The 26,516-nt window shown below is 75.8% G+C and carries 27 protein-coding genes; 13 read left to right on the top strand and 14 right to left on the bottom strand.

The window, feature by feature from the left end:
• The first annotated feature begins 191 nt into the window (after positions 1 to 191).
• The 5 genes from ACZ4SV_RS06345 to ACZ4SV_RS06325 all read left to right on the top strand — a co-directional run bounded on the left by ACZ4SV_RS06345 (position 192) and on the right by ACZ4SV_RS06325 (position 5,250).
• A complete protein-coding gene (locus ACZ4SV_RS06345) occupies positions 192 to 689 on the top strand; it encodes a hypothetical protein (RefSeq protein ID WP_468001866.1) in 498 nt (165 codons plus the stop codon).
• Complete coding sequence (locus ACZ4SV_RS06340; protein ID WP_397935127.1) at positions 689 to 1,705, top strand: pyridoxal-phosphate dependent enzyme; 1,017 nt, start codon at positions 689 to 691, stop codon at positions 1,703 to 1,705. Before ACZ4SV_RS06345 ends, ACZ4SV_RS06340 begins: the two co-directional genes overlap by 1 nt.
• Before the next feature lie 223 nt (positions 1,706 to 1,928).
• Positions 1,929 to 2,969 (top strand): ornithine carbamoyltransferase, encoded by a 1,041-nt coding sequence (locus tag ACZ4SV_RS06335; protein ID WP_365873290.1) that lies wholly within the window; start codon positions 1,929 to 1,931, stop codon positions 2,967 to 2,969.
• Between the two features lie 557 nt (positions 2,970 to 3,526).
• Complete coding sequence (locus tag ACZ4SV_RS06330; RefSeq protein ID WP_468001863.1) at positions 3,527 to 4,303, top strand: GNAT family N-acetyltransferase; 777 nt, start codon at positions 3,527 to 3,529, stop codon at positions 4,301 to 4,303.
• Positions 4,300 to 5,250 carry a lysophospholipid acyltransferase family protein gene (locus ACZ4SV_RS06325; protein ID WP_468001861.1) on the top strand — a complete coding sequence of 317 codons (951 nt, stop codon included), beginning with the start codon at positions 4,300 to 4,302 and terminating at the stop codon, positions 5,248 to 5,250. The genes ACZ4SV_RS06330 and ACZ4SV_RS06325 overlap by 4 nt, the downstream gene beginning before the upstream one ends.
• On the opposite strand, the gene ACZ4SV_RS06320 is transcribed toward ACZ4SV_RS06325, so the two are convergent.
• The 3 genes from ACZ4SV_RS06320 to ACZ4SV_RS06310 form a co-directional block, all read right to left on the bottom strand.
• Positions 5,226 to 7,556, bottom strand: a complete 2,331-nt coding sequence (locus ACZ4SV_RS06320) for an excinuclease ABC subunit UvrA (RefSeq protein ID WP_365873296.1) — start codon at positions 7,554 to 7,556, stop codon at positions 5,226 to 5,228. The two genes, ACZ4SV_RS06325 and ACZ4SV_RS06320, sit on opposite strands and share 25 nt — an antisense overlap.
• 30 nt (positions 7,557 to 7,586) lie before the next feature.
• Positions 7,587 to 7,781: an antitoxin gene (locus ACZ4SV_RS06315; RefSeq protein ID WP_365873298.1), complete on the bottom strand. Its 195-nt coding sequence runs from the start codon at positions 7,779 to 7,781 to the stop codon at positions 7,587 to 7,589.
• Positions 7,782 to 7,855: 74 nt separating this feature from the next.
• On the bottom strand, positions 7,856 to 8,863 hold the full coding sequence (locus ACZ4SV_RS06310) for an MsnO8 family LLM class oxidoreductase (protein ID WP_468001858.1): 1,008 nt from the start codon (positions 8,861 to 8,863) through the stop codon (positions 7,856 to 7,858).
• Positions 8,864 to 9,000: 137 nt separating this feature from the next.
• Between ACZ4SV_RS06310 and ACZ4SV_RS06305 the strand changes: the two genes are divergently transcribed.
• On the top strand, positions 9,001 to 9,492 hold the full coding sequence (locus ACZ4SV_RS06305) for a phosphatase domain-containing protein (protein ID WP_468001856.1): 492 nt from the start codon (positions 9,001 to 9,003) through the stop codon (positions 9,490 to 9,492).
• Between the two features lie 48 nt (positions 9,493 to 9,540).
• Here ACZ4SV_RS06305 and ACZ4SV_RS06300 read toward each other — a convergent pair whose 3' ends face one another.
• On the bottom strand, positions 9,541 to 9,756 hold the full coding sequence (locus ACZ4SV_RS06300) for a dodecin (RefSeq protein ID WP_365873304.1): 216 nt from the start codon (positions 9,754 to 9,756) through the stop codon (positions 9,541 to 9,543).
• A 210-nt stretch (positions 9,757 to 9,966) separates the two neighbouring features.
• On the opposite strand from ACZ4SV_RS06300, the gene ACZ4SV_RS06295 reads away from it, so the two are divergent.
• Entirely contained in the window at positions 9,967 to 11,223 is a 1,257-nt protein-coding gene (locus tag ACZ4SV_RS06295) for an extracellular solute-binding protein (protein WP_468001854.1), read from the top strand.
• A 15-nt stretch (positions 11,224 to 11,238) separates the two neighbouring features.
• Here the strand turns inward: ACZ4SV_RS06295 and egtD are convergent, their stop codons facing one another.
• The 4 genes from egtD to egtA are packed head-to-tail and all read right to left on the bottom strand — an operon-like array spanning position 11,239 to position 15,669.
• Positions 11,239 to 12,201 carry an L-histidine N(alpha)-methyltransferase gene (gene egtD, locus ACZ4SV_RS06290; RefSeq protein WP_397935113.1) on the bottom strand — a complete coding sequence of 321 codons (963 nt, stop codon included), beginning with the start codon at positions 12,199 to 12,201 and terminating at the stop codon, positions 11,239 to 11,241.
• Complete coding sequence (gene egtC / locus ACZ4SV_RS06285) at positions 12,198 to 12,977, bottom strand: ergothioneine biosynthesis protein EgtC (RefSeq protein WP_468001851.1); 780 nt, start codon at positions 12,975 to 12,977, stop codon at positions 12,198 to 12,200. Before egtC ends, egtD begins: the two co-directional genes overlap by 4 nt.
• Complete coding sequence (egtB, locus tag ACZ4SV_RS06280) at positions 12,977 to 14,335, bottom strand: ergothioneine biosynthesis protein EgtB (protein ID WP_468001849.1); 1,359 nt, start codon at positions 14,333 to 14,335, stop codon at positions 12,977 to 12,979. The genes egtC and egtB overlap by 1 nt, the downstream gene beginning before the upstream one ends.
• Positions 14,332 to 15,669 (bottom strand): ergothioneine biosynthesis glutamate--cysteine ligase EgtA, encoded by a 1,338-nt coding sequence (egtA, locus tag ACZ4SV_RS06275; protein WP_468001847.1) that lies wholly within the window; start codon positions 15,667 to 15,669, stop codon positions 14,332 to 14,334. The genes egtB and egtA overlap by 4 nt, the downstream gene beginning before the upstream one ends.
• Before the next feature lie 380 nt (positions 15,670 to 16,049).
• Between egtA and ACZ4SV_RS06270 the strand changes: the two genes are divergently transcribed.
• A complete protein-coding gene (locus tag ACZ4SV_RS06270) occupies positions 16,050 to 16,916 on the top strand; it encodes a TIGR02452 family protein (RefSeq protein WP_468001845.1) in 867 nt (288 codons plus the stop codon).
• Between the two features lie 162 nt (positions 16,917 to 17,078).
• Here ACZ4SV_RS06270 and ACZ4SV_RS06265 read toward each other — a convergent pair whose 3' ends face one another.
• A complete protein-coding gene (locus ACZ4SV_RS06265) occupies positions 17,079 to 17,525 on the bottom strand; it encodes a cupin domain-containing protein (RefSeq protein WP_468001843.1) in 447 nt (148 codons plus the stop codon).
• 114 nt (positions 17,526 to 17,639) lie between these two features.
• Between ACZ4SV_RS06265 and ACZ4SV_RS06260 the strand changes: the two genes are divergently transcribed.
• Together ACZ4SV_RS06260 and ACZ4SV_RS06255 are read left to right on the top strand one after the other, a co-directional pair.
• Positions 17,640 to 18,311 (top strand): helix-turn-helix transcriptional regulator, encoded by a 672-nt coding sequence (locus tag ACZ4SV_RS06260; RefSeq protein ID WP_468001841.1) that lies wholly within the window; start codon positions 17,640 to 17,642, stop codon positions 18,309 to 18,311.
• 36 nt (positions 18,312 to 18,347) lie between these two features.
• Complete coding sequence (locus ACZ4SV_RS06255) at positions 18,348 to 18,776, top strand: hypothetical protein (RefSeq protein ID WP_468001839.1); 429 nt, start codon at positions 18,348 to 18,350, stop codon at positions 18,774 to 18,776.
• 166 nt (positions 18,777 to 18,942) lie between these two features.
• Here the strand turns inward: ACZ4SV_RS06255 and ACZ4SV_RS06250 are convergent, their stop codons facing one another.
• Both ACZ4SV_RS06250 and ACZ4SV_RS06245 read right to left on the bottom strand, forming a co-directional pair.
• Complete coding sequence (locus tag ACZ4SV_RS06250) at positions 18,943 to 19,908, bottom strand: alpha/beta hydrolase (protein ID WP_468001837.1); 966 nt, start codon at positions 19,906 to 19,908, stop codon at positions 18,943 to 18,945.
• A 194-nt stretch (positions 19,909 to 20,102) separates the two neighbouring features.
• Positions 20,103 to 20,660: an NAD(P)H-dependent oxidoreductase gene (locus ACZ4SV_RS06245; RefSeq protein WP_365873324.1), complete on the bottom strand. Its 558-nt coding sequence runs from the start codon at positions 20,658 to 20,660 to the stop codon at positions 20,103 to 20,105.
• 100 nt (positions 20,661 to 20,760) lie between these two features.
• Here ACZ4SV_RS06245 and ACZ4SV_RS06240 point away from each other — a divergent pair, with 100 nt between their 5' ends.
• Positions 20,761 to 21,438 (top strand): TetR/AcrR family transcriptional regulator, encoded by a 678-nt coding sequence (locus tag ACZ4SV_RS06240; protein ID WP_365873326.1) that lies wholly within the window; start codon positions 20,761 to 20,763, stop codon positions 21,436 to 21,438.
• A gap of 32 nt (positions 21,439 to 21,470) precedes the next feature.
• Here ACZ4SV_RS06240 and ACZ4SV_RS06235 read toward each other — a convergent pair whose 3' ends face one another.
• Together ACZ4SV_RS06235 and ACZ4SV_RS06230 are read right to left on the bottom strand one after the other, a co-directional pair.
• Entirely contained in the window at positions 21,471 to 22,619 is a 1,149-nt protein-coding gene (locus ACZ4SV_RS06235) for an FAD-dependent oxidoreductase (RefSeq protein WP_468001834.1), read from the bottom strand.
• Complete coding sequence (locus tag ACZ4SV_RS06230) at positions 22,616 to 23,296, bottom strand: TetR/AcrR family transcriptional regulator (RefSeq protein ID WP_468001832.1); 681 nt, start codon at positions 23,294 to 23,296, stop codon at positions 22,616 to 22,618. Before ACZ4SV_RS06230 ends, ACZ4SV_RS06235 begins: the two co-directional genes overlap by 4 nt.
• A 181-nt stretch (positions 23,297 to 23,477) precedes the next feature.
• On the opposite strand from ACZ4SV_RS06230, the gene ACZ4SV_RS06225 reads away from it, so the two are divergent.
• Entirely contained in the window at positions 23,478 to 24,479 is a 1,002-nt protein-coding gene (locus ACZ4SV_RS06225) for a LacI family DNA-binding transcriptional regulator (RefSeq protein ID WP_468001830.1), read from the top strand.
• A gap of 30 nt (positions 24,480 to 24,509) precedes the next feature.
• Here the strand turns inward: ACZ4SV_RS06225 and trxA are convergent, their stop codons facing one another.
• Entirely contained in the window at positions 24,510 to 24,887 is a 378-nt protein-coding gene (trxA, locus tag ACZ4SV_RS06220) for a thioredoxin (protein ID WP_365873334.1), read from the bottom strand.
• A 160-nt stretch (positions 24,888 to 25,047) separates the two neighbouring features.
• On the opposite strand from trxA, the gene ACZ4SV_RS06215 reads away from it, so the two are divergent.
• Entirely contained in the window at positions 25,048 to 26,478 is a 1,431-nt protein-coding gene (locus ACZ4SV_RS06215; RefSeq protein ID WP_468001828.1) for a dihydrolipoyl dehydrogenase family protein, read from the top strand.
• The last annotated feature ends 38 nt before the right edge of the window (positions 26,479 to 26,516 follow it).

Genomic DNA, 26,516 nt, shown 5'->3' with positions numbered 1-26,516 from the left:
CCGGCGGTACGTCCCCACGGTAGGGAGCGCGGTGCCGGCCGGACAGTCCCTCCCCGGCCCCGGCGCACCGGAATCCGGCCAGCGCCGTCCGGCGTCAGGATGGCGGATTTGGCCCCCTGACCGGGAGCCGACGCGCTGACATGATCGGAAGCGGAAAGTCCGCAGGCCCGAGTGAGCGTAAGGACCCACCCATGGCGATGTCCGTGTCCGCGGCACTACTCCGGCGCCCCTGGGAGTGGGACGAGAACGAAGGGCGGCGGCACGCCGGCCGCGTGCCGGCCGAGCGTGGCCCGAGGCCCGAGCCCTGGTCCGGCGGGGCGCGCCGGGCGGCGGCGCCTCCCTTCGGAGCCCACCACGAGACGATCCCGTCCCGGCACCGCGAGGCCGTGCCGGGCAAGCCACCACGGGCCGGGTACGGCGCCCGGACCGGCGCACCCCGCGTACCGCGCCTCCCGGAGCGGCACGGTGTACCCGCCACGCACTTCCGGCCGGCGGTGTCCGCGCCGCCGCGTCCCGACGAGGCCCGCGGTCACGCCGTCACCTCCCCGCACCGGGACCCCTCCTCCGCGGTACGCCTGCCCACCCCGCCACGGGCACCGAGCCCGCTGTGGCGCGACGCGTTGTCCGCAGCCCACACCGCGGGCGCACGCCGTGTGCGGCAGGAGGCGCACGGGGACGGCGCGCTCTGATGGTGTCGACGTCACGAGCAGGGGGCGGCCCTGCGCCGACCCCGGTGGTCCGGCTGCGGCTGGAAGTCGACGGCATCCCGCGGGAGCTGTGGCTGAAACTGGAGAGCTACAGCCCGTACGGGTCCGTCAAAGGGCGTACCGCGCTCGCGCTGTGGCGGGATGTCGAGGCGCGGGTGGACCCGGCGGCGGGGCTGGTGGAGTCCACGTCCGGGAACCTCGGGCTGGCGCTGGCCGCGCTGGCCGCCGCCCACCGGGTGCCGTTCACCGCGGTGGTGGACCCGCGCACCAGCGCCGCGCTGCTGTACGACATCCGCGCGCTCGGCGCCCGGATCGTCACGGTGGACACCCAGGACGGCGCCGGCGGCTACCTCCTGGGCCGGCTGGACCGGGTGCGGTCCCTGCTCCGTGAGCGGCCCGGCCTGGTCTGGACCGACCAGTACCACAATCCGGCCAGCCCGAACGCCCACACCACCGGCACCGCGCCCGAGCTGCACCGGCAGACCCGCGGTCAGCGGATGAGTGTGCTGGTGGCCGTCTCCACGGGCGGCACCCTGGCCGGTTTCCGGCGCTACGTCGAGGAGTCCGGCCCGGACTGGGAGCTGGTCGGTGTGGACGTGACCGGTTCGGCGGCCCTCGGCGGTACGGCGGGCCCGCGCCTGCTGTCCGGCATCGGCGCCAGCCGTCGGTCCGCGTTCCTGCCCGACGGACACCGGCCCACGGTGCACATCGACGCCCAGGAGGCGGTCACGGTGTGCCTGTGGCTGCGCGACACCGCCGGAGTCGGCGTCGGCGGCAGCGCCGGGGCCCTGGTCGCGGCGGCGCTGCGGAGGTTCCGGGCCGATCCCGCGTGCACCAGCGCCGCCTGTCTGTGCCCCGACGGCGCCGACCGCTACCTCGGCACCGTCTACTCCCCGGACTGGCGCAGCGCCCACGGCCTGACCGGGACCGCCCCGCCGCCCGGCGTCCGCCTCCTGGCCGCCGACGGGCCCGTACCCCGGACCGAGGGCACGGGATGACCCAGGCAGGCGGCGCCGGACGGGACTGGTACGCCGAGGCGGGCGTCCGCCGCGATCCGCGCCGGCTCCGTGGGACGAACCGAGCACCGGACGCCTGTACCTGCCCTCAGCCCGTACGCCGGCCACCCCCGGGTGCGGGCGGCGGGAGTGCTCGCGGCCGACGGCGCCCGTGACGCCGTACACGCGGCGGGCCTGCTGAGACCGAGACCGAAGGAGACGACTGGTGACGGAGGAATCACGCGTGCCCGCACACCCGCCCCTGCCCGGCCCCGGCGGACCACCCGCCCGGGACCTCGCCGGACCGCCCGACCTGCTCGGCGTCCCGGCCCCCGCGCCCGAGCGGGGACTGTTCACGCTGGCCGAGGTGGAGCCCGAGCGGCTGCGCCGGCTCGTCGCCCGCTCGGTGGAGCTGTTCCGGGACCGGACGGCCCACGACCGGCCGCTGCGGGACCGGGTGGTCGGGGTGCTGTTCACCCGCACCTCCACCCGTACCCGGACCGCCTTCCAGACCGGCGCCGTCCGGCTCGGCGGCACACCCGTCACCTACGGGCCCGGCGACCTCCAGCTGAACACCGGCGAGTCGCTGCCGGACACCGGCCGGGTCCTCGGCGCCATGCTGGACCTGCTGGTCGCGCGCACCGCCGGGCCGCTCACGGAGCTGCGGGAGCTGTCCCGGGCCGGCCGGCTGCCGGTGATCAACGCGATGGCGGCCGAGGAACACCCCACGCAGGGCGTATGCGACCTGGCCGTACTGACCCTGGCCTACGGCGACTTGAGCGGCATCCGGCTGCTGTACACGGGGGAGGGCAACAACACGGCGACGGCCCTGGCCCACGGGCTGGCGACGGTGCCCGGCGCCCACGTCACCTTCGCGACCCCGCCCGGCTACGGCCTGCCCGCCGACGCGCTCGCCCTGGCCCGCAAGAACGCCGAAGCCGTCGGGGCCCGGCTCGACGAGATCCACGACCTCGCGGACGCGCCCGCCGAGGTGGACGCCGTGTACACCACGCGCTGGCAGACCACCGGCACCAGCAAGCCCGACGCGTCCTGGCGGGAGATCTTCCGCCCGTTCCACGTCGACGCCGCGCTGCTCGACCGCTGGCCGGGCGCGCTGTTCCTGCACGACCTGCCGGCCCACCGGGGCGACGAGGTCGCCGGCGAGGTGCTGGACGGTCCCCGCTCGCTGGCCTGGACCCAGGCCGCGATGAAGCTGACCAGCGCCATGGCCGTCCTGGAACACGCCGTCGAGCCACCGCCCGCCTGACCTCGGGGCACCCGCACCACCCGGCGCGGAAGCGGGGCCGGCGGGCGGCCACGCTCCGCGGCCCGGCCCACCACCTCCCGACCGGGAAGCCCGGCCGCGCCGGGCGCAGGCCCGCCGCCCCGGCCGGACCGCGTTGTGGGTCTGCCGTCCCGGCCGGGCCGGGACGGCCGGTGAGCACCAGTAGGCTGCCGTACCCGGCCCGCGCGCCCCGCACATCGGTCCGGGTCCGGCAGGACGGCGTCGTGGGGCCGGGTCGGTGGCAGGTCCGCCGGCTCCGCCGGGGCGAGTCCGCGCTCGCTCGGCATGGTGCTGACCGGTATCAGGGTCCACGGGAGAGTGATCCGGCCACTCGGCCACCGCGCGCCACGGCCGGAACGGCGCGGTCCGGCACCCCGGCGGCCGGCCGGCGGAAGAACGGCGTTCACCACCCTCACATCCGCTCTCCCGGCACAGGTCACGCGCACGCCAACCGGCCTCGGCAGAACAGGAGCGGCGGGCCGCACCACACCGGGTCCGCCGCCGCTGCCGCCGAACCGGCCCGTCACCTGGAGTGAGCCATGACCGGCGTTCCCACGCTCGACCGTCCCGCGCAGCCCGCCCCACCCGCCCGCTACACCGTCGCCCTCGCCCGCGACGAGGCCGACGTCCGGGCCGCGCAGCGGCTGCGGTACCAGGTCTTCGCCGGGGAGCTGGGAGCGCTGCTGGGCGACGCGGAGCCGGGGCACGACATCGACGCCTTCGACGCCTACTGCGACCACCTCCTGGTGCGGGACACCGCGACCGGGCAGGTCGTCGGCACCTACCGGCTGCTGCCGCCCGAGCGGGCCGCGGTCGCCGGACGGCTCTACGCCGAGGGCGAGTTCGACCTCACCGGCCTCGGCGCGATCCGGTCCGGCCTGGTCGAGGCCGGCCGCTCCTGCGTCCACCCCGACCACCGCGACGGCGCCGTCATCGGCCTGATCTGGGCCGGCATAGCCCGCTACATGACCGACCGGGGCCACGAGTGGCTGGCCGGCTGCTGCTCCGTCCCGCTCGCCGACGGCGGCGCCCTCGCCGCCGGCACCTGGGAGCGGGTCCGCGCCGGACACCTGGCGCCCGAGGAGTTCCGGGTCCGGCCGCTGCTGCCCTGGACCCCGCCCGCCGCCCGGGCCACGGCCGGCCCCGGCGAGCTGCCCGCCCTGCTGCGCGGCTACCTCCGGCTCGGCGCCTGGGTGTGCGGCGAGCCCGCGCACGACCCGGACTTCAAGGTCGCCGACCTGTACGTCCTGCTGTCGATGCGCCGGATCCACCCGCGCTATCTGCGGCACTTCCTCTCCCTCGTCCCGGCCGGATGAGCGGCTGGCTGCCCACCGCGCCCTGCACCCCGGCGGCCTGCGCGGAGCCGGGCCGGCCCGCCGTGGCCGGCGCCCGCGCCGTGCTGCGGCTGACCGCCGTCGCGGCCCTGGTGCTGGCCGGGATCGCGCTGTCCCCGTTCGTCCGGGGGCGGCGCGGCGCGCGGGGGAGGAGGTCCGCCGAGTGGGTCCGGCGGTGGTGCCTGGTGATCGTGCGGGCCGCCGGGGTCCGGGTCCGCGTCACCGGCGCCGCCCCGCCGGCCGGCGGGCTGCTGCTGGTCGCCAACCACGTCTCCTGGCTGGACGTCCCGCTGCTCGCCGCCGTGCGCCCGGCCCGGATGGTCGCCAAGGCCGAGGTCCGGCGGTGGCCCGTGGCGGGCGCGCTCGCCGCGCGCGGCGGCACCCTGTTCATCGAACGGGACCGGCTGCGCGCCCTGCCCGGCGCGGTCGCCCGGATCGCCGCCGCCCTGCGCGCGGGCGCGGCCGTGACCGCCTTCCCCGAGGGCAGCACCTGGTGCGGGCGCGCCCAGGGCCGGTTCCGCCGGGCCGTCTTCCAGGCCGCGCTGGACGCGGGCGTGCCGGTGCAGCCGGTCGTCCTGCGCTACCGGCGGCTGGACGGCGGCCCCGGCACCGCGGCGGCCTTCGTCGGCGAGGACACCCTGCTCGCGTCCCTGTGGCGGGTGGCCCGTACCCGTGGCCTGGTCGCCGAGGTGGAGATCCGGCCGGTGCTCCCGCCCGGCGCCCACCCCGACCGCCGGACCCTCGCCCGTGCCGCCCAGCCGCCCGCCCCGGAGCCGGCCTGGACCCACACGGCCCTGGTCACGAGCGGGTGGCCGCGGGAGCCGGCGAAAACACGCGGACCGGAGAGAACACGCGGGCCGGAGACAACACGCGGGCCGGCGAAACCGCGGGCCGGGCACGGTGCTCAGGGCATGACTCGCGCCAGATAGGGTGCCGTCGCGCTGCCCGGCGCGCGGGCCACCTGGTCCGGCGGGCCGGCCGCCACGATCCGCCCGCCCCGGTCGCCGCCGCCCGGCCCCAGGTCGATCACCCAGTCGGCGCCCGCGACCACCGTCATGTCGTGCTCCACCACGACGACCGTGTGCCCGGCGTCGACCAGCCCGTGCAGCCGGTCCATCAGCACCTCGACGTCGGCCGGATGCAGCCCGGTCGTCGGCTCGTCCAGCAGGTACAGGGTGTGGCCCCGGCGCCCGCGCTGGAGTTCGCTCGCCAGCTTGATCCGCTGGGCCTCGCCGCCGGACAGCTCGGTCGCGGGCTGACCGAGCCGCAGATAACCGAGGCCCACGTCGAGCAGGGCGCCGAGACTGCGCGCGGCGGCCGGGCTGTCCGCGAAGAACTCCGCGGCGGCCTCCACGGTCAGGTCCAGCACCTGCGCGATGTTCCGGCCCCGGTAGGCCACTTGCAGCGTCTCGGGGCGGTAGCGGGCGCCCGCGCAGTCCGGGCAGGGCGCGTACGTGCTCGGCAGGAACAGCAGCTCCACGCTGACGAAGCCCTCGCCCTGACAGGTCTCGCAGCGCCCGCCGGGGACGTTGAAGGAGAACCGCCCGACCCCGTAACCGCGCGCCTTCGCCTCCGCGGTGCCGGCGAACACCTTCCGTACGACGTCGAACAGGCCCGTGTAGGTGGCCAGGTTGGACCGCGGGGTGCGGCCGATGGGCTTCTGGTCGACCCGGACCAGCCGCCCGACACCGGGCACGTCCTCGGTCAGCTCGCCGATGAGCGTGGACTTCCCCGAGCCGGACACACCGGTGACCGCGGTGAAGGCGCCGACCGGGAACCGGGCCGCCACCTCGCGCAGATTGTGCCGGGTCACCGGGCCCACCGTCAGCCAGCCGCGCGGCTCGCGGACCCGGCGGACCGGCCCGGGCGACTCGTCGAAGAGGTACCCGGCCGTCACCGACCGGGCCACCGAGGCCAGTTCGGCCGGCGGCCCGCTGTACAGCACCCGCCCGCCGTGCTCGCCCGCGCCCGGTCCCACGTCGACGACCCAGTCGGCGCCGCGCACCACGTCCAGGTGGTGCTCCACGACGAACACCGAGTTCCCGGCCGCCTTGAGCCGGTCCAGCACGGTGAGCAGCGCCTCGGTGTCTGCCGGGTGCAGCCCGGCGGACGGCTCGTCCAGCACGTACACCACGCCGAACAGTCCGGAGCGCAACTGGGTGGCGAGCCGCAGCCGTTGCAGCTCGCCCGCGGAGAGCGTCGGGGCCGCCCGGTCCAGGCTGAGGTAGCCGAGGCCCAGCTCGATCACCGGCGCGATCCGGGACTTCACGTCCGCCGTGAGCACCCGGGCCGCCTCCGAGCGGCCGTCGAGCAGCGGGACGAGGTCGGTCAGCGGCAGCGCGGCCAGCTCGGCGATGGTCCGGCCGCCGAACGTCACCGCGAGCGCCTCGGGCCGTAGCCGGCTGCCCGCGCACGCCGGGCAGGGCGTGCTGGTCAGGAACCGCTCCGCCTTCGCCCGCAGCGTGGCCGACCTGGTGTCGGAGAACGTCTTCAGCACATACCGGCGGGCACTGGTGTAGGTGCCCTGGTACGGCCGCTGGATGCGGTCGGCGTCCCGCACCGGGTGCACGGTGACCACCGGCTGCTCGTCGGTGAACAGGATCCACTCGCGCTGCTCGGCGGGCAGCTCGCGCCAGGGCCGGTCCACGTCGTACCCGAGCGCGTCCAGGATGTCCCGCAGGTTCTTGCCCTGCCAGGCGCCCGGCCAGGCCGCGACGGCCCCCTCGCGCACGGACCGCGACGGGTCCGGGACCAGCAGTTCCTCGGTGGTGTCGTGGACCTGACCGAGGCCGTGGCAGGCCGGACAGGCACCGGCCGCCGTGTTCGGCGAGAACGCGTCCGAGTCGAGCCGCGCGGCGCCGGGCGGATAGGTGCCGGCGCGCGAGAAGAGCATGCGCAGCGAGTTGGACAGCTGGGTGACCGTGCCCACCGAGGAGCGCGAGGTCGGCGCCGAACGGCGCTGCTGGAGCGAGACCGCGGGCGGCAGCCCGGTGATCTCACCGACTCGGGGCGCCCCGACCTGGTGGATCAGCCGGCGCGCGTACGGCGCCACCGACTCGAAGTACCGCCGCTGGGCCTCGGCGTACAGGGTGCCGAACGCCAGGGAGGACTTGCCCGAGCCGGAGACGCCGGTGAACACGGCCAGTACGTCCCGGGGGATGTCCACGTCCACGCCCTTGAGGTTGTGCTCGCGGGCGCCGCGGACGCGGACGTACGGATCATGGGAACTGTGCATCGGGGGCCTACTCTATGCCGCCCCCGAGCGCTACGACCGCGGAGGGTTGCCCCGGTCCCCGCGGGTGCCGAACTCGTCCCTCGCCTTGTCCTGTCCGGTGTCGACCTGCGACCGGTACTTGTCGCCGGTGCGCTGGTCGATGTAGTCGCCGCCCTTGTCGATGCCCTTGTCGGCCACGCCCTCATGGCCCTTGAGCATGCCCTTGATCTTGTCCATGAAGGACATGGCAGCCCTCCTCGTCGATTGCGGCTTGCCCTTTCAGGGTCACCGGCCGGGGCCGGGTCCGCATCTCGGGCGGCTCAGCGGCCCGGCGCGAAGAGCGCGGCGAGCCGCCGGTAGGAGTCCAGCAGGGCCGTACGGTCGTACGTGCTGGTGGTGACGAGCACCTCCGCGGCGCCCGTCTCCTTCAGCACCGCCTCCAGCTCGTGGGCGACCTGGTCCGCGGTGCCCGCGATGTGCCCGGCGAGCCCGGACGCGTACAGCTCCCGCTCCCTGGCGGTCATCGTCCGTGCCTCGACCGCCTCGGCGGGGGCGAGCGGCGGGAACGTGCCGTGCGTGCGGGAGTGCGCCAGCGCCCAGGCCTCGGGGACCAGCAGCCGGCGCGCCGCGGCCTCGGTGCCGGCGACCGCGACCGTGCCGGAGATCACCACGTACGGCTCGGCGGCCCAGCGGGAGGGGCGGAACAGGGAGCAGTAGCGGTCGACGCCGCGCAGCAGCTTCTCGCGGCCGCGCAGATCCCCGATGACCAGGGGCAGTCCGGCGCGGGCCGCGATCCGCGCGCCCTCGCCGGTGGCCAGCACGAACGGCGGTACGGTCAGGCCCTCGGCGGGGCGGGCGCGCACCCCGGCCGGCGAGGCGCCCGTGAACCAGTCCAGCAGCTCGCCGAGCTGCGCCCCGAAGTCCTCCGCGTCGCCCTTGTCCCGGCCCAGCGCCTTGCGCACCCCGTCCGTGAAGCCCACGGAGCGGCCGAGCCCCATGTCGACACGGCCCGGGAACAGCGCTTCCAGGACCCCGAACTGCTCGGCGACGACCAGGGTGCGGTGGTTGGGCAGCATGACGCCGCCGGTGCCGACCCGGATGGTGCGGGTGGCGGCGGCGACCGCGGCGGCGAGCACGGTCGGCGCGGAGCCGGCCACCCCGGGCACGCCGTGGTGCTCGGAGACCCAGAACCGGTGGTACCCCAGCGCCTCCGCCTCCCGGGCCAGCGCGACGGTGTCCCGCAGCGCCTCGGCGGGCGGGTGGCCCTCCCGGGTGCGGGAGCGGTCCAGGACGGAGAACCGGGTCCGGCTGATCACAGAGCTGCTCACGCAGGGTTCAACGCCTGGGCGGGCCGGTGATTCCCGCGGCGCGCAAGCGCGGGGGCGTGGGCCCGTCCCCCCAGGGCGCGCCGGCCGGTGCCCGGCCCGGGGTGTTCCACGGCCGGCCGCTGGTTAGGGTGGCCGGTGTGAGTGACAGCAGCGGGCGGCCGATCGCCGTGTTCGACCTCGACAACACGCTGGCCGGCACCGCCCACCGGCAGCACCACCTGGAGGTACGGCCCCGCGAATGGGAGGCGTTCTTCGCCGCCGCGCCCCAGGACCCGCCGCTCGCCGAGGGCGTGGCGCTGGCCGTGGAGAGCGCCCGCGCCTGCGAGGTCGTCTATCTCACCGGGCGCCCCGAGCGGTTCCGCCGCGACACCCGGGAGTGGCTGGCGGCGCACGGACTGCCCGAGGGGCGGCTGTTCATGCGCCGCGACGCCGACCGCAGGCCGGCCCGGACCACCAAGCTGGAGATCCTGCGCCGGCTCGCCCGGGACCGCGAGATCCGCTTCCTCGTGGACGACGACGAGCTGGTGTGCGACGCCGCCGAGCGGGCCGGGTTCACGGTCGTACGGGCCCGCTGGGCGGTGTCGTCGGACGCGCTGCGGGAGGCGCAGGAGCGGGAGGGCCGTACCTGACGCGGCCGTGCCCGGGCGGCTCGGGTCCCGGGTCCCGCCGGGGGCGGCTCAGGTGCCGTCCTCGATGCGGAAGCCGACCTTCAGACCCACCTGATAGTGCTCGATGCGGCCGTCCTCGATCTGGCCGCGCACCTGGGTCACCTCGAACCAGTCCAGGTTGCGCAGGGTCTGGCCGGCGCGGGCGATGCCGTTGCGGATGGCCTGGTCGACGCCCTCGTGCGAGGTGCCGACGATCTCGGTGACCCGGTAGGTGTGGTTCGACATGCGGGTGCTCCTCTCGTTCACGCCGTACTCCACCGTGCCGTATCCGCGCCGCCCCCGCACGGCGTCCCGCCCGTACCGCCCGGTAACGCTTGACCTCCGCATTGGTACATACCAAAATCACCCCACCCGTACGAGCCTTCCCGCTCGTCCCCCCACGCCGGGCCCCCGACCGCTGTCCCAGCACCCTTGCCAGACAGAACAGGACCCCTCGTGAGACGTCGTCTGCTCGCCCTCCTCTGTGCCACCGGCTCCCTCGTCAGCGCCTGCGGAATGCTCCCCGGCGACCACGAGCGCACGACCGTCACCGTCTGGCTGATGAAGGACAGCGCCTCCGGGGAGTTCCTGCGGCGGTTCACCGAGGACTTCGAGCGCACCCACGACGACCTGCGCCTCGACATCCGCATCCAGGAGTGGACCGGCATCGTGGAGAAGGTCCGCGCCGCGCTCAAGGCCGGCCCGGGAGCCGGCCCCGACGTCATCGAGGTCGGCAACACCCAGGTGCCGCTGTACGCCGACGGCGGCCGGCTGGCCGACCTCACCCTGGAGTCGATGCGGGACTGGGGCAAGGAGAAGTGGCTGCCGGGCCTCGCCCAGCCCGGCAAGGACGGCAACAAGCAGTACGGCGTGCCCTGGTACGCGGCCAGCCGGGTCGTCGTCTACCGCAAGGACCTCTTCCGGCAGGCCGGCATCGACGGCCCGCCGAAGACCCGCGACGAGTGGCTCACCGCCACCGAGAAGCTGAACAGCGGCGGCAACCAGGGGATCTACCTCGCCGGACAGGACTGGTACACGCTGTCGGGGTTCATCTGGGACGAGGGCGGCGAACTCGCCGAGGAGAAGGACCACGAGTGGCTCGGCACCCTGGACAGCCCGGCCGCGCTGCGCGGCATGGACTTCTACCGCCGGCTCCAGGCACTGGGCGAGGGCCCCGCGGCGGCCGACGAGGAACACCCGCCGCAGGCCGGGGTGTTCGCCGGCGGCAAGGTCGCCCAGATCATCGCCGTACCGGGCCTCGTCCAGGCGGTCCTGCGGAAGAACCCGGAACTGACCGGCAAGATCGGCTTCTTCCCCGTGCCCGGCCGCACCGCCGGCCGGCCCGGCGCCGTCTTCACCGGCGGCTCCGACCTGGTGGTGCCGCAGAACACCGACGACCAGTTCGCCGCGACCACCGTCGTCGGGGCGCTCACCGGCGCCAAGTGGGACACCGAGCTGGCCCGCACCATGAACTACGTGCCCAACAAGACCACCCTCGCCGGCGCGGTCGCCGGCGAGGAGGGGGTCGCCGCCATGGCCGCGGGCGCGGCGCACGGCCGGGCGACCCCCACCACTCCTCAGTGGGCCGACGTCGAGGCCGACAACCCGATCAAGGAGTACATGACCCGGGTGCTCCAGGGCGGGGACCCGGCGATCGAGGCCCGCCGCGCCTCCCGGCAGATCACCGAAGCGCTCGTCCCGGACCTGCGCTGAGCCGCCGGGCCCCGCTCAGCGCACCACGCTCAGCGACAGCGCGAACCGGTCCTGCTCGTCCGTCCACCAGTGGGTCAGGTGCAGTCCGGCTGCGGCCAGTTCCGCGGTCACCCGCTCCTTGCGGAACTTCGCGGACACCTCGGTGCGCAGCTCCTCGCCCGCCGCGAAGTCCACGGCGAGGTCCAGCGCGGGCACCTTCACGGTCTGGGCGGTACGGGAGCGCAGCCGCATCTCGATCCACTCCTGCCCGGCGTCCCACCGGGCCACGTGCTCGAACGCCTCGGGGTCGAAGTCGGCGCCCAGTTCACGGTTGACCACGGACAGCACGTTCTTGTTGAATGCGGCCGTCACCCCGGCCGCGTCGTCGTACGCCCGGACCAGCACCCGCTCGTCCTTCACCAGATCGGTGCCGAGCAGGAGCGTGTCGCCCGGGTCGAGCAGCGCGCGCACGGACGCCAGGAAGGCCGCGCGTTCGGCGGGCAGCAGATTGCCGATCGTGCCGCCGAGGAAGGCCACCAGCCGGGGCCCGGGGGTGCGGGGCAGGGCCAGCGGCGCGGTGAAGTCGGCGATCAACGCGTGGACTTCCAGGCCGGGACGCTCCTCGACCAGGGCCTGCCCGGCCTGGACCAGGGCGCTCTCGCTGACGTCCACCGGGACGTAGGCGGCGAGCGGGGTGAACGCATCGAGCAGATAGCGGGTCTTCTCCGAGGACCCCGAGCCCAGCTCCACCAGGGTGCGGGCCCCGCCGGCGGCGGCTATCTCACCGGACCGGGCGGCGAGGATCTCCCGCTCGGCGCGCGTCGGGTAGTACTCGGGCAGCTCGGTGATCTGCTCGAACAGCTCGCTGCCGCGGGCGTCGTAGAACCACTTGGGCGGCAGCCACTTGGGCGTGGCGGTCAGACCGCCGAGGACATCGGCGCGCAGCGCGGCGTCCGTCGCGTCCTCGGCGAGGGTACGGGTGACGTGCAGGGGGCTCAACGACAGGGCTCCTTCGAGGGTACGGCCGCCGGAACGTCCAGCGGGGCGAGCTGCACGCCGGTGCGGCTCGCGGTGAGCACGGTGCGGTCGGGGACCTCCTGCCACAGCGGATCGTCGTCGTACGGCTCGGAGGCGACGACCGTGCTCCGGCCGGGCTCCGCGCGGTACCAGAGCGAATCGCCCCAGGCGGTCGCGGCGATCGTGTCGCCGTCGGTCAGCAGCAGGTTGAGCCGGGACGCCGGGGCCGCCCGGGCCAGCCGGCGGACCGGTTCGGCCAGCGCCCGGTCCGGCGTGTCGCCCTGGCGCAGCCGGTGCAGGACCAGCGCCCAGACGAACGCCGAGTCGGTGCGGGCCTGGAGCGACAGCAGCTCGACCGGGGGCAGCCCGGCCGCCAGGGGGGCCACCGAGTCCGGCCAGCCGGCGAGGGCGCCGTTGTGGCTGAACAGCCAGCGCCCGGCGGCGAACGGCGCCGCGGCGGCCTCGGCGTCCGCTCCCGCGAGGGTGGCGTCGCGGACCGCCGCGAGCACGGCGCCCGACCGCACCACCCGGGACAGGTCGGCGAAGGACAGGTCCGCCCAGATCGGCCCGGAGCGCCGGTAGCGCGCCGGGACCGGGTCCCCGGGCGCGTACCAGCCCACTCCGAAACCGTCGGCGTTGACCGTCCCGTACCGCTGCCGGCGCGGCTCCCAGGACTGGCGGAACAGGCTGTGCGGGGGTTCCACGAGCAGCCGGCCGAGCGGCTCCTCGGGTCCCAGGTAGGCGAGGTGACGGCACATCAGACGGCCTCCGGCCGGGCGGTGCGGAAGCCGGAGAAGATCTGCCGGCGCACGGGGTAGTCCCAGTTGCGGAACGTGCCGCGGCAGGCCACCGGGTCCACCGCGAACGAGCCGCCGCGCAGCACCTTGTGCTCGGGCCCGAAGAACACCTCCGAGTACTCCCGGTACGGGAAGGCCCGGAAGCCCGGGTACGGCAGGAAGTCGCTCGCCGTCCACTCCCACACGTCACCGATCAACTGCCGTACCCCGAGCGGCGACGCGCCCGCCGGATAGCTGCCGGCCGGGGCCGGGCCCAGGTGGCGCTGGCCGAGGTTGGCGTGCTCGGGCGCCGGATCGGCGTCACCCCACGGGTAGCGCCGGGAGCGGCCGGTGGCCGGGTCGAAGCGCGCCGCCTTCTCCCACTCGGTCTCGGTGGGCAGCCGCCGCCCGGCCCAGCGGGCGTAGGCGTCCGCCTCGTACCAGCACACGTGCAGGACCGGCTCGTCGGGCGCCACCGGTTCCGTGGCCCCGAACCGGCGCCGCAGCCACTGGCCGCCGTCCCGCCGCCAGAACAGCGGGGCGGTGATGCCGTGCCGCCTGATGTGCGCCCAGCCCTCGGGCGCCCACCAGCGCTCGGTGTCGTAGCCGCCGTCCTCGATGAACGCCTGGTAGGCCGCGTTGGTCACCGGGGTGGTGTCGATCCAGAACGGCTCCACCTGGCGCGGGTGCGCCGGGCGTTCGTTGTCCAGCGCCCAGGGCTCGGTGGAGGTTCCCATCGTGAACGGGCCGCCGGGCACCAGGACTTCGGCGGGCCCGGTGAACGGCGGGGCCGGCTCCGGGCCGGGCGCGGTCAGGGCCGGCGGGCCGGTCCGGAGCTGATGGGTGATCAGCATGGTCTCGTCGTGCTGCTGTTCGTGCTGGGCGATCATGCCGAAGGCGAAGCCGGCCTCGGTCAGCCGGCTGCCGCCGAACTCGGCGTTCTCCAGCAGGTCCAGGGCCCGGCCGCGCACCTCGGCCGCGTACCGCCGGGCCTCGGCGGGCGGCAGCAGCGGCAGCGAGGGGCGCTCGGCCCGCGGATGCTCGAAGGCGTCGTACAGGTTGTCTATCTCGGGGCGTATCGCCTCCCGTCCGCCGACCGTCCGCAGCAGCCACTGCTCCTCTTGGTTGCCGATGTGCGCGAGGTCCCACACCAGCGGGGACATCAGCGGGGAGTGCTGGGCGGTGAGGTCGGGTTCGTCGACGCAGCTGGTCAGCAGCGTGGTGCGGGCCCGGGCGGTGGTGAGGCTGGCCAGCGCCCGCTCGCGCAGGGCGTCGGTGTCCGTCGTGGTGTCCGTCGTGGTGTCCGTCGCGGTGGACGTGTCGGTCTCCCGGGCGGTCATGTGCGGAGGTCCTTCCTCCCGTGGGCGGTGGGTGTGCCCCCGGTCCGGGGCGGCGGCGTCATGGCGGGCAGCCGGTCCAGCAGGTCGTCGGCGGGGCAGCGGCCCCGGGCCACGTGGCGGTCCCGGAAACCGGCCACGGCGTCGACGATCCGCGGGGCGGCGCCGAGCCGGGGCAGCGCCTCCAGGGCCGCGGCGAAACAGGCGTCGGCCGCCTCGCGCAGCTCCCGGTCGGCGAGCCCGTGCCGGGCCGCGTCGGACCACAGCGGGTTGTGCGGGGCGGGCCGGTCCCGGGCCCGCTCGGCGAGCGGTTTCACGGTCCGGTAGGCCGTCTCGGCGGCCCGCGGGTCGTCGAACAGCGCCGCCGTCACCGCGAGCGGCACGATCCAGCCGTCCCGGCCGGGCTGCGCGTCGATCATCCGCAGCTCCAGGTGGCCGCGCGGCCGGACCGGCGGGAACAGCGTGGTCAGGTGGTAGTCGAGGTCGGCCCGGGTGGGCGCCCGGGGCGTCCGGGAGCGGGTCCACTGCCGGAACGTGAGGCCCGCCGGCACCTCCCACGGGCCGCTCTCCCGGCGGACGCACATCACCGGGGAGTCCAGCACGTGCCGGGCCCAGGCGGCCCGCGGCTCGGCGTCCAGCGGCGGCGCGCCGGCCCGGCCGGCCCCTATCTCCATCCACGTCAGCTGGCGGGTGGACTGCCAGCCCGTGGGCCGCCGGCCCAGCAGCGGGGAGTTGGCGAACGCGGCCACCAGGACCGCGCCGAGCTGATGGGCCAGCCACCAGCGCCGGGCGTGCCCCAGCGGGCCGGGCTCCTCGTGGCCCGCGTCCACGCACACCTGGACGGAGGCGGAGGTGCACATCATGCGCCGGCCCGCCGGACCGGTGCGGTCCAGGCACGTCTCCATGGCGTCGTAGCGCGGCGCGCGCAGGAACCTGCGGGGCGGGTGCCAGGGGTCGTGGCCGATGCCGGCGAGGCCGAGTCCGTGCCCGGCCAGGGCCGCCCGGACGGTGTCCAGATCGGCGGAGACGGTGTCGACGCACTCCATCAGGGAGGCGGCGGGCAGGGAGCTGAGCTCCAACTGGCCGCCGGGCTCGACGGTGAGCGCCGAACCCAGGGGCAGGGCCCGCAGTGCGGCGTAGGCCGCTTCGAGTCGTTCGGTTGTGACGGGGAGCTGGGGGCGCTCCAGGGAGTGGACGAGCCACTCCAGTTCGACACCGAGTGTGCGCGGTGGTCCGGTCTTGAAGCAGATGCCCCGTATCAGGGCTTCCGCCTCGTCCTCGGTGACGGCGGCGTGGTACTCCGTACAGTCGCCGTCGTCGCTCTGTGTAGCCGACATGTCGGGGTCCTCCTGAGGTCCACCATGTCACCTGCCCGGAGCGGTCGCCGGGCAGGCACTCGTCCCACCCAAAACCATTCGGCGGGCGTGCACAAGGGCGCGCGCCCGGACGTTGCGGACCGCTCACGTCCGTTTCGCCGCCCGTTCCGCTCGCTGTTCCGCGGTCCGTTGCCTCGCCCGTTCCGGCTTTCCGGGCCGGTCCGGCACGCGCCTCCCGCTCGTCTGCCGTTGCCCTTCTGTTCGTCTCCCGTGCTGGTCACGGCGGTCCGGGGCGGGAAAACTCCGTTGCACCGCAGCACCAGCATCGCCCAGGATGCGGAGATGAGCACGACGGGGGAGACCGCGCGGGACGCGGTCACGGCGTCCACGGGGGTGGCGCCGTGAGCGCGCGCCTGCGCGGGATCGCCGCGGAGACGGAACAGATCGTGGCGGCGGGCCGGTACCGGGCGCCGGACGGCCGTGAGGTGCCGCTCGCGGACGCGGTCGGGGCCGCGCGGGCGGGCACCCGGATGTTCGGGCCCGAGCCGGTCCCGGTGCCGTCCGAGCCGGTCCCGGTGCCGCCCGTGGCGGCGGCCGGCGCCGGTCCGCTCTGCGAGGTCACCGGCGAGAGCAGCCTGGAGGCGGCCCGCCGGCTGGCCGGCGCCCCCGTCGCGGTGCTGAACTTCGCCTCGGCCCGCAACCCGGGCGGCGGCTACCTGAACGGCGCGCAGGCCCAGGAGGAGGCCCTGTGCCGCGCCTCCGCGCTGTACACCTGCCTGCTGACGGCCCGCGCCTTCTACGACCACCACCGTGCCGACCGCGACCCGTTCTACTCGGACCGGGTGATCCACTCGCCGGGCGTCCCGGTCTTCAGGGACGACCGGGGCCGGCTGCTGGCCGAGCCGTTCCGCGCGGGCTTCCTCACGGCCGCCGCGCCCAACGCCGGGGTGATCCGGCGTACGGTGCCGGAGCGGGCCGCCGGGCTGCCGGGCGCCCTGGCGGTGCGGGCGGAACGCGTGCTGGAGACGGCCGCGGCCCACGGCTACCGGCGGCTGGTCCTCGGCGCCTGGGGCTGCGGTGTCTTCCGGAACGACCCGGCGCAGGTCGCGGGCGCCTTCCGGGCGGCGCTGGGGCCCGGCGGCCGGTTCGCGTCCTCGTTCGAGCACGTGGTGTTCGGGGTGCTGGACCGGACACCGGGAGCGGCGGTGCGGGAGGCGTTCGCACGGGCGTTCCCGCAGGCACGGCGGGACGGGCCGCCGGAGTCGTGACGCAGGTGTCCCCGGCGTGCGGGTCCGCGGGGCGCGGCCGGGTGCGGCCGTAGCGCTCTGTCCGGTCCCGCCGTGCCGCTCGGCACACCGCCGTACGGCAGGAAGGGGCCGGTCGCGCCGAACTCGGCCCTGCCAGGCGGGTGTTGTCCGGCGAGCCCGGTGTCAGGGCGACGCCGGGCCGGGGAGGCGGTCCGGCGCGGTGCCGGGGCGGGCGCCGATCCGCATGCCGGGACGCCGGGTGTGCACGGTGACGTACGTCAGGCCGGCCGGGCCCGCGGTGATGCCGCGCACGGCGCCGCGCGGCAGCCAGACCAGGGCGCCCTCGGCGAGCGGCCGGGCCGTGTCCGGGGAGCCGTCGCCGAGCACGCCGTCACCGGCGACGACCAGGACGAGCACGTCCAGGTGTGCCTCGGTGTGGGCCGGCACCCGTCCGCCCGGGGCCAGCCGGACCACGTTCGCGTCGAGCTGCCGCCCGCTCTCGGCCAGCTTCCACAGCACCCCGGCCGGCACCGGCGGCTCCTCGGCCAGCGCGCGGGTCTCGCACAGGACGCGCGGCTGCGGCGCCGGGCCGGCGGCGGGCCCGGTGTCGGTCGCGGACGGCGATGTCATCTGCTGTTCCCCTCGGCTCACGGTCCCCCGTTCACGGTCTGCGGCCACTCTACAATTAGTCCATGTACGATTCGTGAAAAATGGCCGTGGGCGGAAGAAGGGGTGGGTCCGGACGTGAGTACGCGGGAGAGTCCGCGCCGCCGGGCGCTGCTGGACGTGCTGCGCGCGGCGCCCTCGCCGCTCGGGGTCGCGCAGGCGGCCGAGCGGATGGGACTCCACCCCAACACCGTGCGGTTCCACCTGGACGCCCTGATGGCCGACGGCCTGGTCGAGCCCCGCACCGAGAAGCCCGCCGGACCCGGCCGGCCCCGCACCGTCTACACCGCGCGCCCCGGCATGGACCGCGGCGGCCCGCGCGACTACCGGCTGCTGGCCCGCATGCTGCTCAGCCGCTGGGCCGCGACCGCCGGCCCGGCCGAGGCGCGGGCGCAGGCGCGGGAGACGGGCCGTGCCTGGGGCGGCTTCCTGGCCGACCCGCCCGCGCCGGGCGGGACGCCCACCCCGGAGCGGGCGACGGCCGGGCTGCTCGGCCTGCTGGACGGCCTGGGCTTCGCGCCGCACCCGGAAGGCGGCGAGCCCGGCGGGCCGCCGGAGCGCATCCGGCTGCGGCACTGCCCGTTCCTCGAACTCGCCGAAGAGCAGGGCGAGCTGGTGTGCGCGCTCCATCTGGGCCTGATCCAGGGGGCGTTGGCGCGGCTGGAGGCGCCGCTGACGGTCACGGCCCTGGAACCGTTCGCCGAACCCGACTCCTGTGTCGCCCACTTGTCCCGCACGACTGCCGACTGAGTCCCGCCCACTCCGGCGCAGAAAGGCCCGTACCGCATGAACGCCACCTCCGCCGCCACCGGCGCGGCGGTCACCTTCGTCTGGCTCGGCATGGTGCTGGCGATCTCCTTCCTGGAGGCGCCGCTGAAGTTCCGGGCCCCGGGCGTGACGATCCCCGTCGGCCTGGGCATCGGCCGGCTGGTGTTCCGTGCGCTGAACGCCGTGGAGGCCGTCCTGGCGGTCGCCGTGGCCGCCGCGGTGACCGTGGGCGACGCCCCGGCCGGGCCCGCCGCGCTGACCGCGGCGGTGGCGGCCCTCCTCGTGATCCAGCTCGCCGTCGTCCGCCCGCGCCTCAACCGCAGGTCGGACCGGGTGCTCGCGGGCGAGGAACTGCCCCGCTCGCGCAGCCACCTGGGGTACGTGGCGCTGGAGGTCCTCAAGGCCGCCCTCCTGATCGCCCTGGGCGTCGCGCTGTCCGCGTCCTGATCCCGCGGGCCGGGCCCCGGCGAGACCGCGCGGCTCCGGCGAGACCGGCTCTGGAAGACGAGTTGGCGCGCCGCGACTCCTGGCGGGGACCCGTGGGCGGGTGCCCGCGGAGGTTCGGCCGAGGGCGTGGTGTCTGCCGGACGGCACGCGGCGCGGTCGGCGTCGCCTACCGTGCCAGCAGCCGTCGCAGCCAGTCCACCCGGGCCGCGCGGGCCGCCCGGGACAGGGCCGCGTCCGGGGCGAGCGCGTCGAAGCCGTGGCAGCCGCCCGGCCAGACGTGGAGTTCCGCCACGCCGCCGGCCTGCCAGATCCGGGACGCGTAGTCGGCCACCTCGTCCCGGAAGGTCTCCGCCGAGCCGACGTCCAGGAACGCCGGGGGCAGGCCGGACAGGTCGGTGGCGCGGGCCGGGGCGGCGTACGGGGAGACGCCGGGGCCACCGCGGCGGTCGCCGAGCAGGGCCGTCCAGGCGGTGTCGCCCGCGGTGCGGTCCCACAGGTCCACGCCGGCCATCTGCCGGCTGGAGACGGTGTGGCCGCGGTCGTCCAGCATCGGGCTCATCAGCAACTGGCCGAGCGGACGGGGCCCTTGCCGGTCCCGGCCGAGCAGGGCGAGCGCCGCGCACAGCCCGCCGCCCGCGCTGGCGCCCGCGACCACGATCCGGTCCGGGTCACCGCCGATCTCCCGCGCGTGCTCGGCGGTCCACAGCAGCCCGGCGTACGCGTCCTCGACCGGCGCCGGATGCGGGTGCTCGGGCGCGAGCCGGTACTCCACCGACACCACGACCGCGCCCAGTTCCCGGGCCCAGGCCAGCGGCTCGGTCACACCGGCCCGGTTGGTGCCGGCCACCAGCCCGCCGCCGTGCGCGTGGTAGAACACGGGCAGTCCGGCCGGGACGGAGGGGCCCGCCGGGCGGCAGACGAGCAGCGGGAGGCCGGGGGAGTCCGCGGGGCCGGGGACCGTGCGGTCCTCCGCCTCGAAGGCGCCGCCCAGGGTGACGTCGACCGGCACCGCGGCCGCGCCGCGCCGGGCGGCGGCGATGTCGTCCGGCCCGAACCCGGGCGTCAGCGCGCCCTGGAACGACTCCAGTACGGCGGCGAGTTCCGCGTCGAACGGCGGCGGGACCAGGGACATGGGTTCTCCTCCGTGACTGGCCCGGTGGCGGGCCGGCGCCGCGCCGCGAGGCGCGCACAGGGGCCCGTCTACCCGCTCCGGGCCGGACGACGACCCGGCCGCCGGCCGGTGCCGTGGCCGTCACGGCGCACCAAGGGCCGGAACCGCCTCGGTTCCGGCCCAGGGGAGGCTACCGCTCAGGGGAGGCGTACGGCTCAGGCCGCGGCGCCCACCGTGCCGTGCAGCCGGGCCACGACCTCGGTCAGCTGGGCGGCGACCTCGGCGTCGTCGGACGGGTGGGTCTCGGCGAAGCGGGTCAGGGAGCCCGGGATGGACAGCTTGATGTCCTCGATCACCTTGCCGCCGGCGATGCCCACGGCCTTGCGGGTGTCGTCCTGGGCCCACACGCCGCCGTACTGGCCGAAGGCGGTGCCGACCACGGCGACGGGCTTGCCGCCGAAGGCGCCGGCGCCGTACGGGCGGGACAGCCAGTCGATGGCGTTCTTCAGGACGGCCGGGATCGTGCCGTTGTACTCGGGGGAGAAGAAGAGGAAGGCGTCGGCGGCCTGCGCGGCCTCGCGCAGCCTCTCGGCGGCGGCCGGGACGCTGCCCTCGACGTCGATGTCCTCGTTGTAGAACGGGACGTCGGCCAGGCCCTCGAACACCTGCACCTCGGCGCCCTCCGGGGCCAGCTTCACGGCCGCCTCGGCGAGCTGGCGGTTGTGGGAACCGGCGCGCAGGCTGCCGACGAGCGCGAGGATACGAACAGACATGGGAACTCCAAGGGAAGGAAAAAGCCGGTGACACGATCCGGACCTAAGTCCGTTTAATTGTGTACCACCCTAAGCGGACCGCGGTCCAGTTTTCTTCCCGATGCTTTACGCTGTCGTCATGTCCAGCGCTCTGCCGCCCTTCCCGCCTCGAGAGCCCTCCGACGCCTCCGGCTTGCTGGAGGTCGGCACGGCCCCCGAGGAGCCGTGCCTGCGCGCCGACGCGGCCCGGAACCGGGCCCGGCTGCTGGAGGCCGCCGCGCGGCTGATCGCGGAGCACGGGGTGGCCGGGGTCACCATGGAGGCGGTGGCCGCGGCGGCCAAGGTGGGCAAGGGCACCGTCTTCCGCCGCTTCGGCGACCGCACCGGACTGCTGATGGCCCTGCTCGACCACTCGGAGCGGCAGCTCCAGGCCGACTTCCTGGGCGGCCCGCCCCCGCTCGGGCCGGGCTCGCCGCCGCTGGAGCGGCTGCGGGCGTTCGGTCTCGCGGTGCTGTACCGCTCGGTGGAGCACCTGGACCTCCAGCTCGCCGCCCAGCCGGAACCGACCCGCCGGTTCTCCCACCCCGCCGCCGGATCGCTGCGCACCCACGTCACGGTGCTGCTGCGGCGGATCGTGCCCGACGCCGACTGCGACCTGCTGGCCCACACCCTGCTGTCCTCGCTGGACCCGGCGCTGATCCACCATCTGACCCGCGAGTGCGGGATGCCCATGACCCGGCTGGAGGCCGCCTGGCTCGACCTGGTCGCCCGGGTCACGCGCACCGAGCCGCCACGCTGAGGCCCGCCCGGCCGCCACGGGCCGGGTGCGGGTCAGCCGCCGTGGCCGGTGAACATCTCCACCAGACCTCCCGGCGCGTCCTCGCGGAACAGCAGGGCCTGACCGTGGGCGGACTGGGCCGCGGAGTCCCCCGCGCGCGGGAACATCCGGGCCTCGTACGCGGCGAGCGCGGTCTCCGGGTCCCCGGGGTGCGCGGCCAGCGCGAGGCCCAGTTCGGCGCCGTCCAGCAGGGCCAGGTTGGCGCCCTCGCCCGCGAACGGCGACATCAGGTGGGCGGCGTCCCCGAGCAGGGTGACCCCGGGCACCCGGTCCCAGCGGTGGCCCGCCGGCAGGGCGTGGATCCGGCGCGGCACCAGCGGTCCGTCCGCGTCCGCGACCAGCGCCCGCAGCCGCCCGTCCCAGCCGTCGAACTCCTTCAGCACGGCCGCCTTCGCCGCCTCGGCGTCGGTGAAGTCGATGCCGTCCAGCCAGTCCTCGGGGGCCACGACGGCGGCGTACACGTGCAGGCTGCCGTCGGACTCGCGGTGCGCGAGGAACCCGCGGCCCGGGCCGGACGCGAAGAGCATGCCGCCGCCGACGACCTCCGCGCTTGCCCGGTGCCGGACGTCCGCGTCCGTCAGATCCGCCTCGACGAAGGACACGCCCGTGTACGCGGGCCGGGCGGCCGAGACCAGCGCCCGCACCCGCGACCAGGCGCCGTCCGCGCCCACCAGGACGTCGGTGGTGAACGCGGTGCCGTCCGCGAGCGTCACCCGGTGCCGGCCGCCGTCCAGCGGGCGGGCGCCGGTGACCTTGGCGCCCCACCGGACGGTCCCCTCGGGCAGTGAGCCGAGCAGCAGGTCGCGCAGCTCGCCCCGGTCGATCTCCGGGCGCCCGCCGGTGCCGTCGTCGGGTTCCTCGAACCGGACGGTGCCGTCCCGGTCGAGGACCCGCACGGCCTGGCCGCCGGTGTGCACGCGGGCGAGGAACCTCTCGTGCAGGCCGGCGGCCCGCAGCGCCTCCTGGCCGGTCTCGTCGTGGATGTCGAGCATGCCGCCCTGCGTCCGGGCGGCCGGCGACGGCTCCAGGTCGAACAGCGCGGCCTCGATGCCGTGCACCCGCAGCACCCGGGCGAGAGCGAGCCCGCCGAGTCCGGCGCCGACGACGGCGACGGGGTGGTGGGGGAGGGACGCGGGGATCATGGGGCCTCCTGGCCTTCGGTGGGTACGGCGGTCCGCTCGATGCCGTTGATCAGGGTCCGGAAGGCCCACGACAGGCGGGCCCGGGGGGTGCCCGACAGCAGCGCGTCGGCGTCGGCGGCGATGCGCGGATGGGTGGCGGCGGGCGCCTCGCGCAAGGCGCGGATCACCGCCTGCCAGTCGTCGGGCGACTCCTCGCCGGCGTGTTCGGCGGCGGTCGCGGTGGCGTGCTGGAGCAGCAGGTCCACGCCCCACGCGGCCTGGGCGCGCGGTACGCCGCCGGTCCGCAGGAGATCGAGCAGGGTCTCGACCAGACGCAGGTAGTGCGGGCCGCTCGGCCGGGCGGTGAGCGCCGAGCGGGCCAGGGTCGGGTGCTCCAGGAGCATCGCGGTGTAGCGGGTGAGGACCCGCTCCAGCCGCTCCCGCCAGTCGCCCTCGGCGGGCGCGGGGCCGACCGTGCCGAGCAGTTCGTCCAGGACGGCCGCGTGCAGCTCGGCGGTGTTGCGGACGTACACGTACAGCGAGGCGGGTCCGGTGTCGAGTTCCTGCGCGAGCCGGCGCATCGTCACCTTGGACAGCCCCTCCGCGCGCAGGATCGCGACGGCGGCGGCGATGATGCCCTCCCGGGACAGGGCCGGTTTGGCGGGGCGCTCGCGGCGCGAGCGGGGAGCAGCGGTCATGCCGACACCATAACGAACATGTTCGGTCCGAACAAGTTCGTGTCGAACATGTTCGACGCAGGGTGCGGGCATGCCCGTGCGGGTCCGCCGTACCGTGCGCGTGGGCCGGAGCCGTCCAACGATGAACCACCGTGCCCCGGCCGCCCCCGGCCCGCGCCCCTCTGCCAGGATGCGGTCTGTCATGGCGCAGCTACCGAAGACACCCACGAGCGCCGACGTGGCCCGCCTGGCCGGCGTCTCCCGCTCGACCGTCTCCTACGTCCTCAACGACGCCGGTTCGGTACGGATCAGCGAGGCCACCCGCCTGCGCGTGCGTGCCGCCGCCCGCGAGCTGGGGTACGTCCCGCACGCCGCCGCCCGCAGCCTGCGCGCCGGACACAGCCGTATCGTCCTCATGCCCGCCCCGGTCGTCCCGGTGGGCCCTCTCTACGGCGGGTTCCTCAGCGACCTGCAAGGGGCGCTCGGCCGGCTCGACTACACCGTCGTCCAGTACGGCGGCGTCGGCCTCCAGGGCGACGAAGCCGCCCGCGCCTGGGCCGAGCTGCGACCCGTCGCCGTCCTGGTGCCCGAGGCCGGCCTCGGCCCGCAGGGCGTCGCCGTGCTCAGACGGGCCGGCGCCCGGGCCGTGGTCACCCTCGGGCCCGCCCGGGTCGAGGGAGCGCACGCCCTGCTCATGGACCACACCACGGTCGGCCGCTGCGCGGGCGCCCACCTGTACGACCGGGGCCGGCGCCGGATCGGGGTCGTTATGCCCGGGGAACCAGGGCTGGAGACCTATGCCCGGCCCCGGCTGGCCGGCGTGCGCGAGGCACTGCGCGGCACGGACGCCACCGTCACGGAGCTGCCGCTCGCCTGCACCGAGGAGGCCGCCGCCGAACTGGCCGCCCGCTGGCCGGCGTCGGGCCTGGACGCGGTGTTCGCGTACGACGACGCGTACGCGATGCTGCTGATGCGCGCCTTGCAGGACGAGGGCCTGCGCATCCCCGCCGACGTGGCCGTGATCGGCGCCGACGACCTGCTGCTGGGCCGGCTGCTGCGGCCCCGCCTCAGCACGGTCCGCATCGAACTCCCCCCGGGGCGCGACCTCGCCGGGCTGGTCGACCGCGCGGTCCGCGAGCCCGGCGCCGAGCCCGGCGTGCACACCGTGCTGGGCGCCTCGGTGGTCCGGCGCGAGTCCAGCTGACCGGACCCGCGCCGGGGCACCCGCTGCCCGTTACTCCTGGGGCTGTTCCTGCTGGGCGGAGATGCTCTTGCGGACCTCGTCCATGTCCAGCCCGCGGGCCTGCCCGATGAGGTCCGCGAGGGCCGGCGCGGGCAGGGCGCCGGGCTGGGCGTAGACGGCGACCTGGTCACGGACGATCATCAGCGTCGGGATCGACTGGATCTGGAAGGCCTCGGCCAGCTCCGGCTGCGCCTCGGTGTCCACCTTGGCGAACACCAGGTCCGGGTTCTCCTCGGCGGCCTTCTCGTACACGGGCGCGAACGAGCGGCAGGGCCCGCACCAGGACGCCCAGAAGTCGATGAGAACGAACCCGTTCTCGCTGACCGTCTGGTCGAAGTTCTCCTTGGTCAGCTCCACAGTGCTGGTCATGGCGTGATTCCCTCTTCCTGGTGTGGGGTGTGCCGACGGCACCAACACGGCCGCCGGGCCGCCTATTCCGCCCGCGCACGCCTGTACTCCGGGCGCGTACCCCTGTGGTCACCGCGCACACCACCCACCACACCGGCCCCGGGTCCGTCAGACTGGCCCCATGACGGAAACGGAATCCATCGCCTACGACGTCGTGGTGATCGGGGGCGGGCCGGTGGGGGAGAACATCGCCGACCGCACCCGCGCGGCCGGCCTGACCACCGCACTCGTGGAGAGCGAACTGCTCGGCGGAGAGTGCTCGTACTGGGCCTGCATGCCCAGCAAGGCTTTGCTCAGGCCGGTCATCGCGCAGGCCGACGCCCGCCGGCTGCCCGGCCTGGCCCAGGCGGTGCGGGCCCCGCTCGACGCCCCGGCCGTCCTCGCCCGCCGGGACGACTTCGCCGCGCACTGGAAGGACGACGGCCAGGTCGGCTGGCTGGAGGGCACCGGCACCGACCTCTACCGGGGCCAGGGCCGGCTGGCCGGCCCCCGCACGGTCACCGTCACCGGCCCCGACGGCACGGTCACCACACTCACCGCCCGGCAGGCCGTCGCCGTCGCCACCGGCACCCGCGCCCAGCTCCCCGACCTGCCCGGACTCGCCGATGTCCGGCCGTGGACCAGCCGCGAGGCGACCAGCGCCAAGACGGCCCCCGGCCGGCTCATCGTGGTCGGCGGCGGAGTCGTCGCCGCCGAGATGGCCACCGCCTGGCAGGCCCTCGGCTCCCGGGTCACGCTGCTCGTCCGCGGCAAGGGCCTGCTCAGCCGCATGGAGCCGTTCGCCGGGGAACTGGTCGCCGACTCCCTCGTCGAGGCCGGCGTCGACCTGCGGACCGGCACCTCCGTGGAGTCCGTCGCCCGCGAGAACGGCACGGTGGTCGCGGTCACCTCCGCCGGCGACCGGATCGAGGCCGACGAGATCCTCTTCGCCACCGGCCGCGTCCCGGCGACCGGCGACCTCGGCCTGGACACCGTCGGCCTGGAACCCGGCTCCTGGCTGGACGTGGACGACAGCCTGCGCGTCACCGGCACCGACTGGCTGTACGCGGTCGGGGACGTCAACCACCGCGCCCTCCTCACCCACCAGGGCAAGTACCAGGCCCGGATCGCGGGCGCCGCCATCGCCGCCCGCGCCACCGGCGACCCGGTCCTGGCCGAGCCCTGGGGCGCCCACGCGGCCACCGCCGACCACGACGCCGTACCCCAGGTCGTCTTCACCGACCCGGAGGCCGCCGCGGTCGGGCTCTCCCTCGCCGAGGCGGAACAGGCCGGGCACCGTGTGCGCGCCGTCGACGTCGCGTTCTCCTCCGTCGCGGGCGCCGGCCTGTACGGCGACGGCTACCAGGGCCGGGCCCGGATGGTCGTGGACCTGGAGGACGAGATCCTGCGCGGGGTCACCTTCGTCGGCCCCGGCGTCGGCGAACTCATCCACTCCGCCACCGTCGCGGTCGCCGGCCGGGTCCCGCTCGGCCGGCTGTGGCACGCCGTCCCGTCGTACCCGACGCTGAGCGAGGTGTGGCTGCGGCTGCTGGAGGCGTACCGGGACAACTGAGCGGGCCGGGGCCGGTCCGCCCCGGCGGACCGGCCCCG

Source organism: Streptomyces sp. NPDC027672 (assembly GCF_055566335.1).
This window is presented reverse-complemented; position numbering and strand designations above follow the sequence as displayed.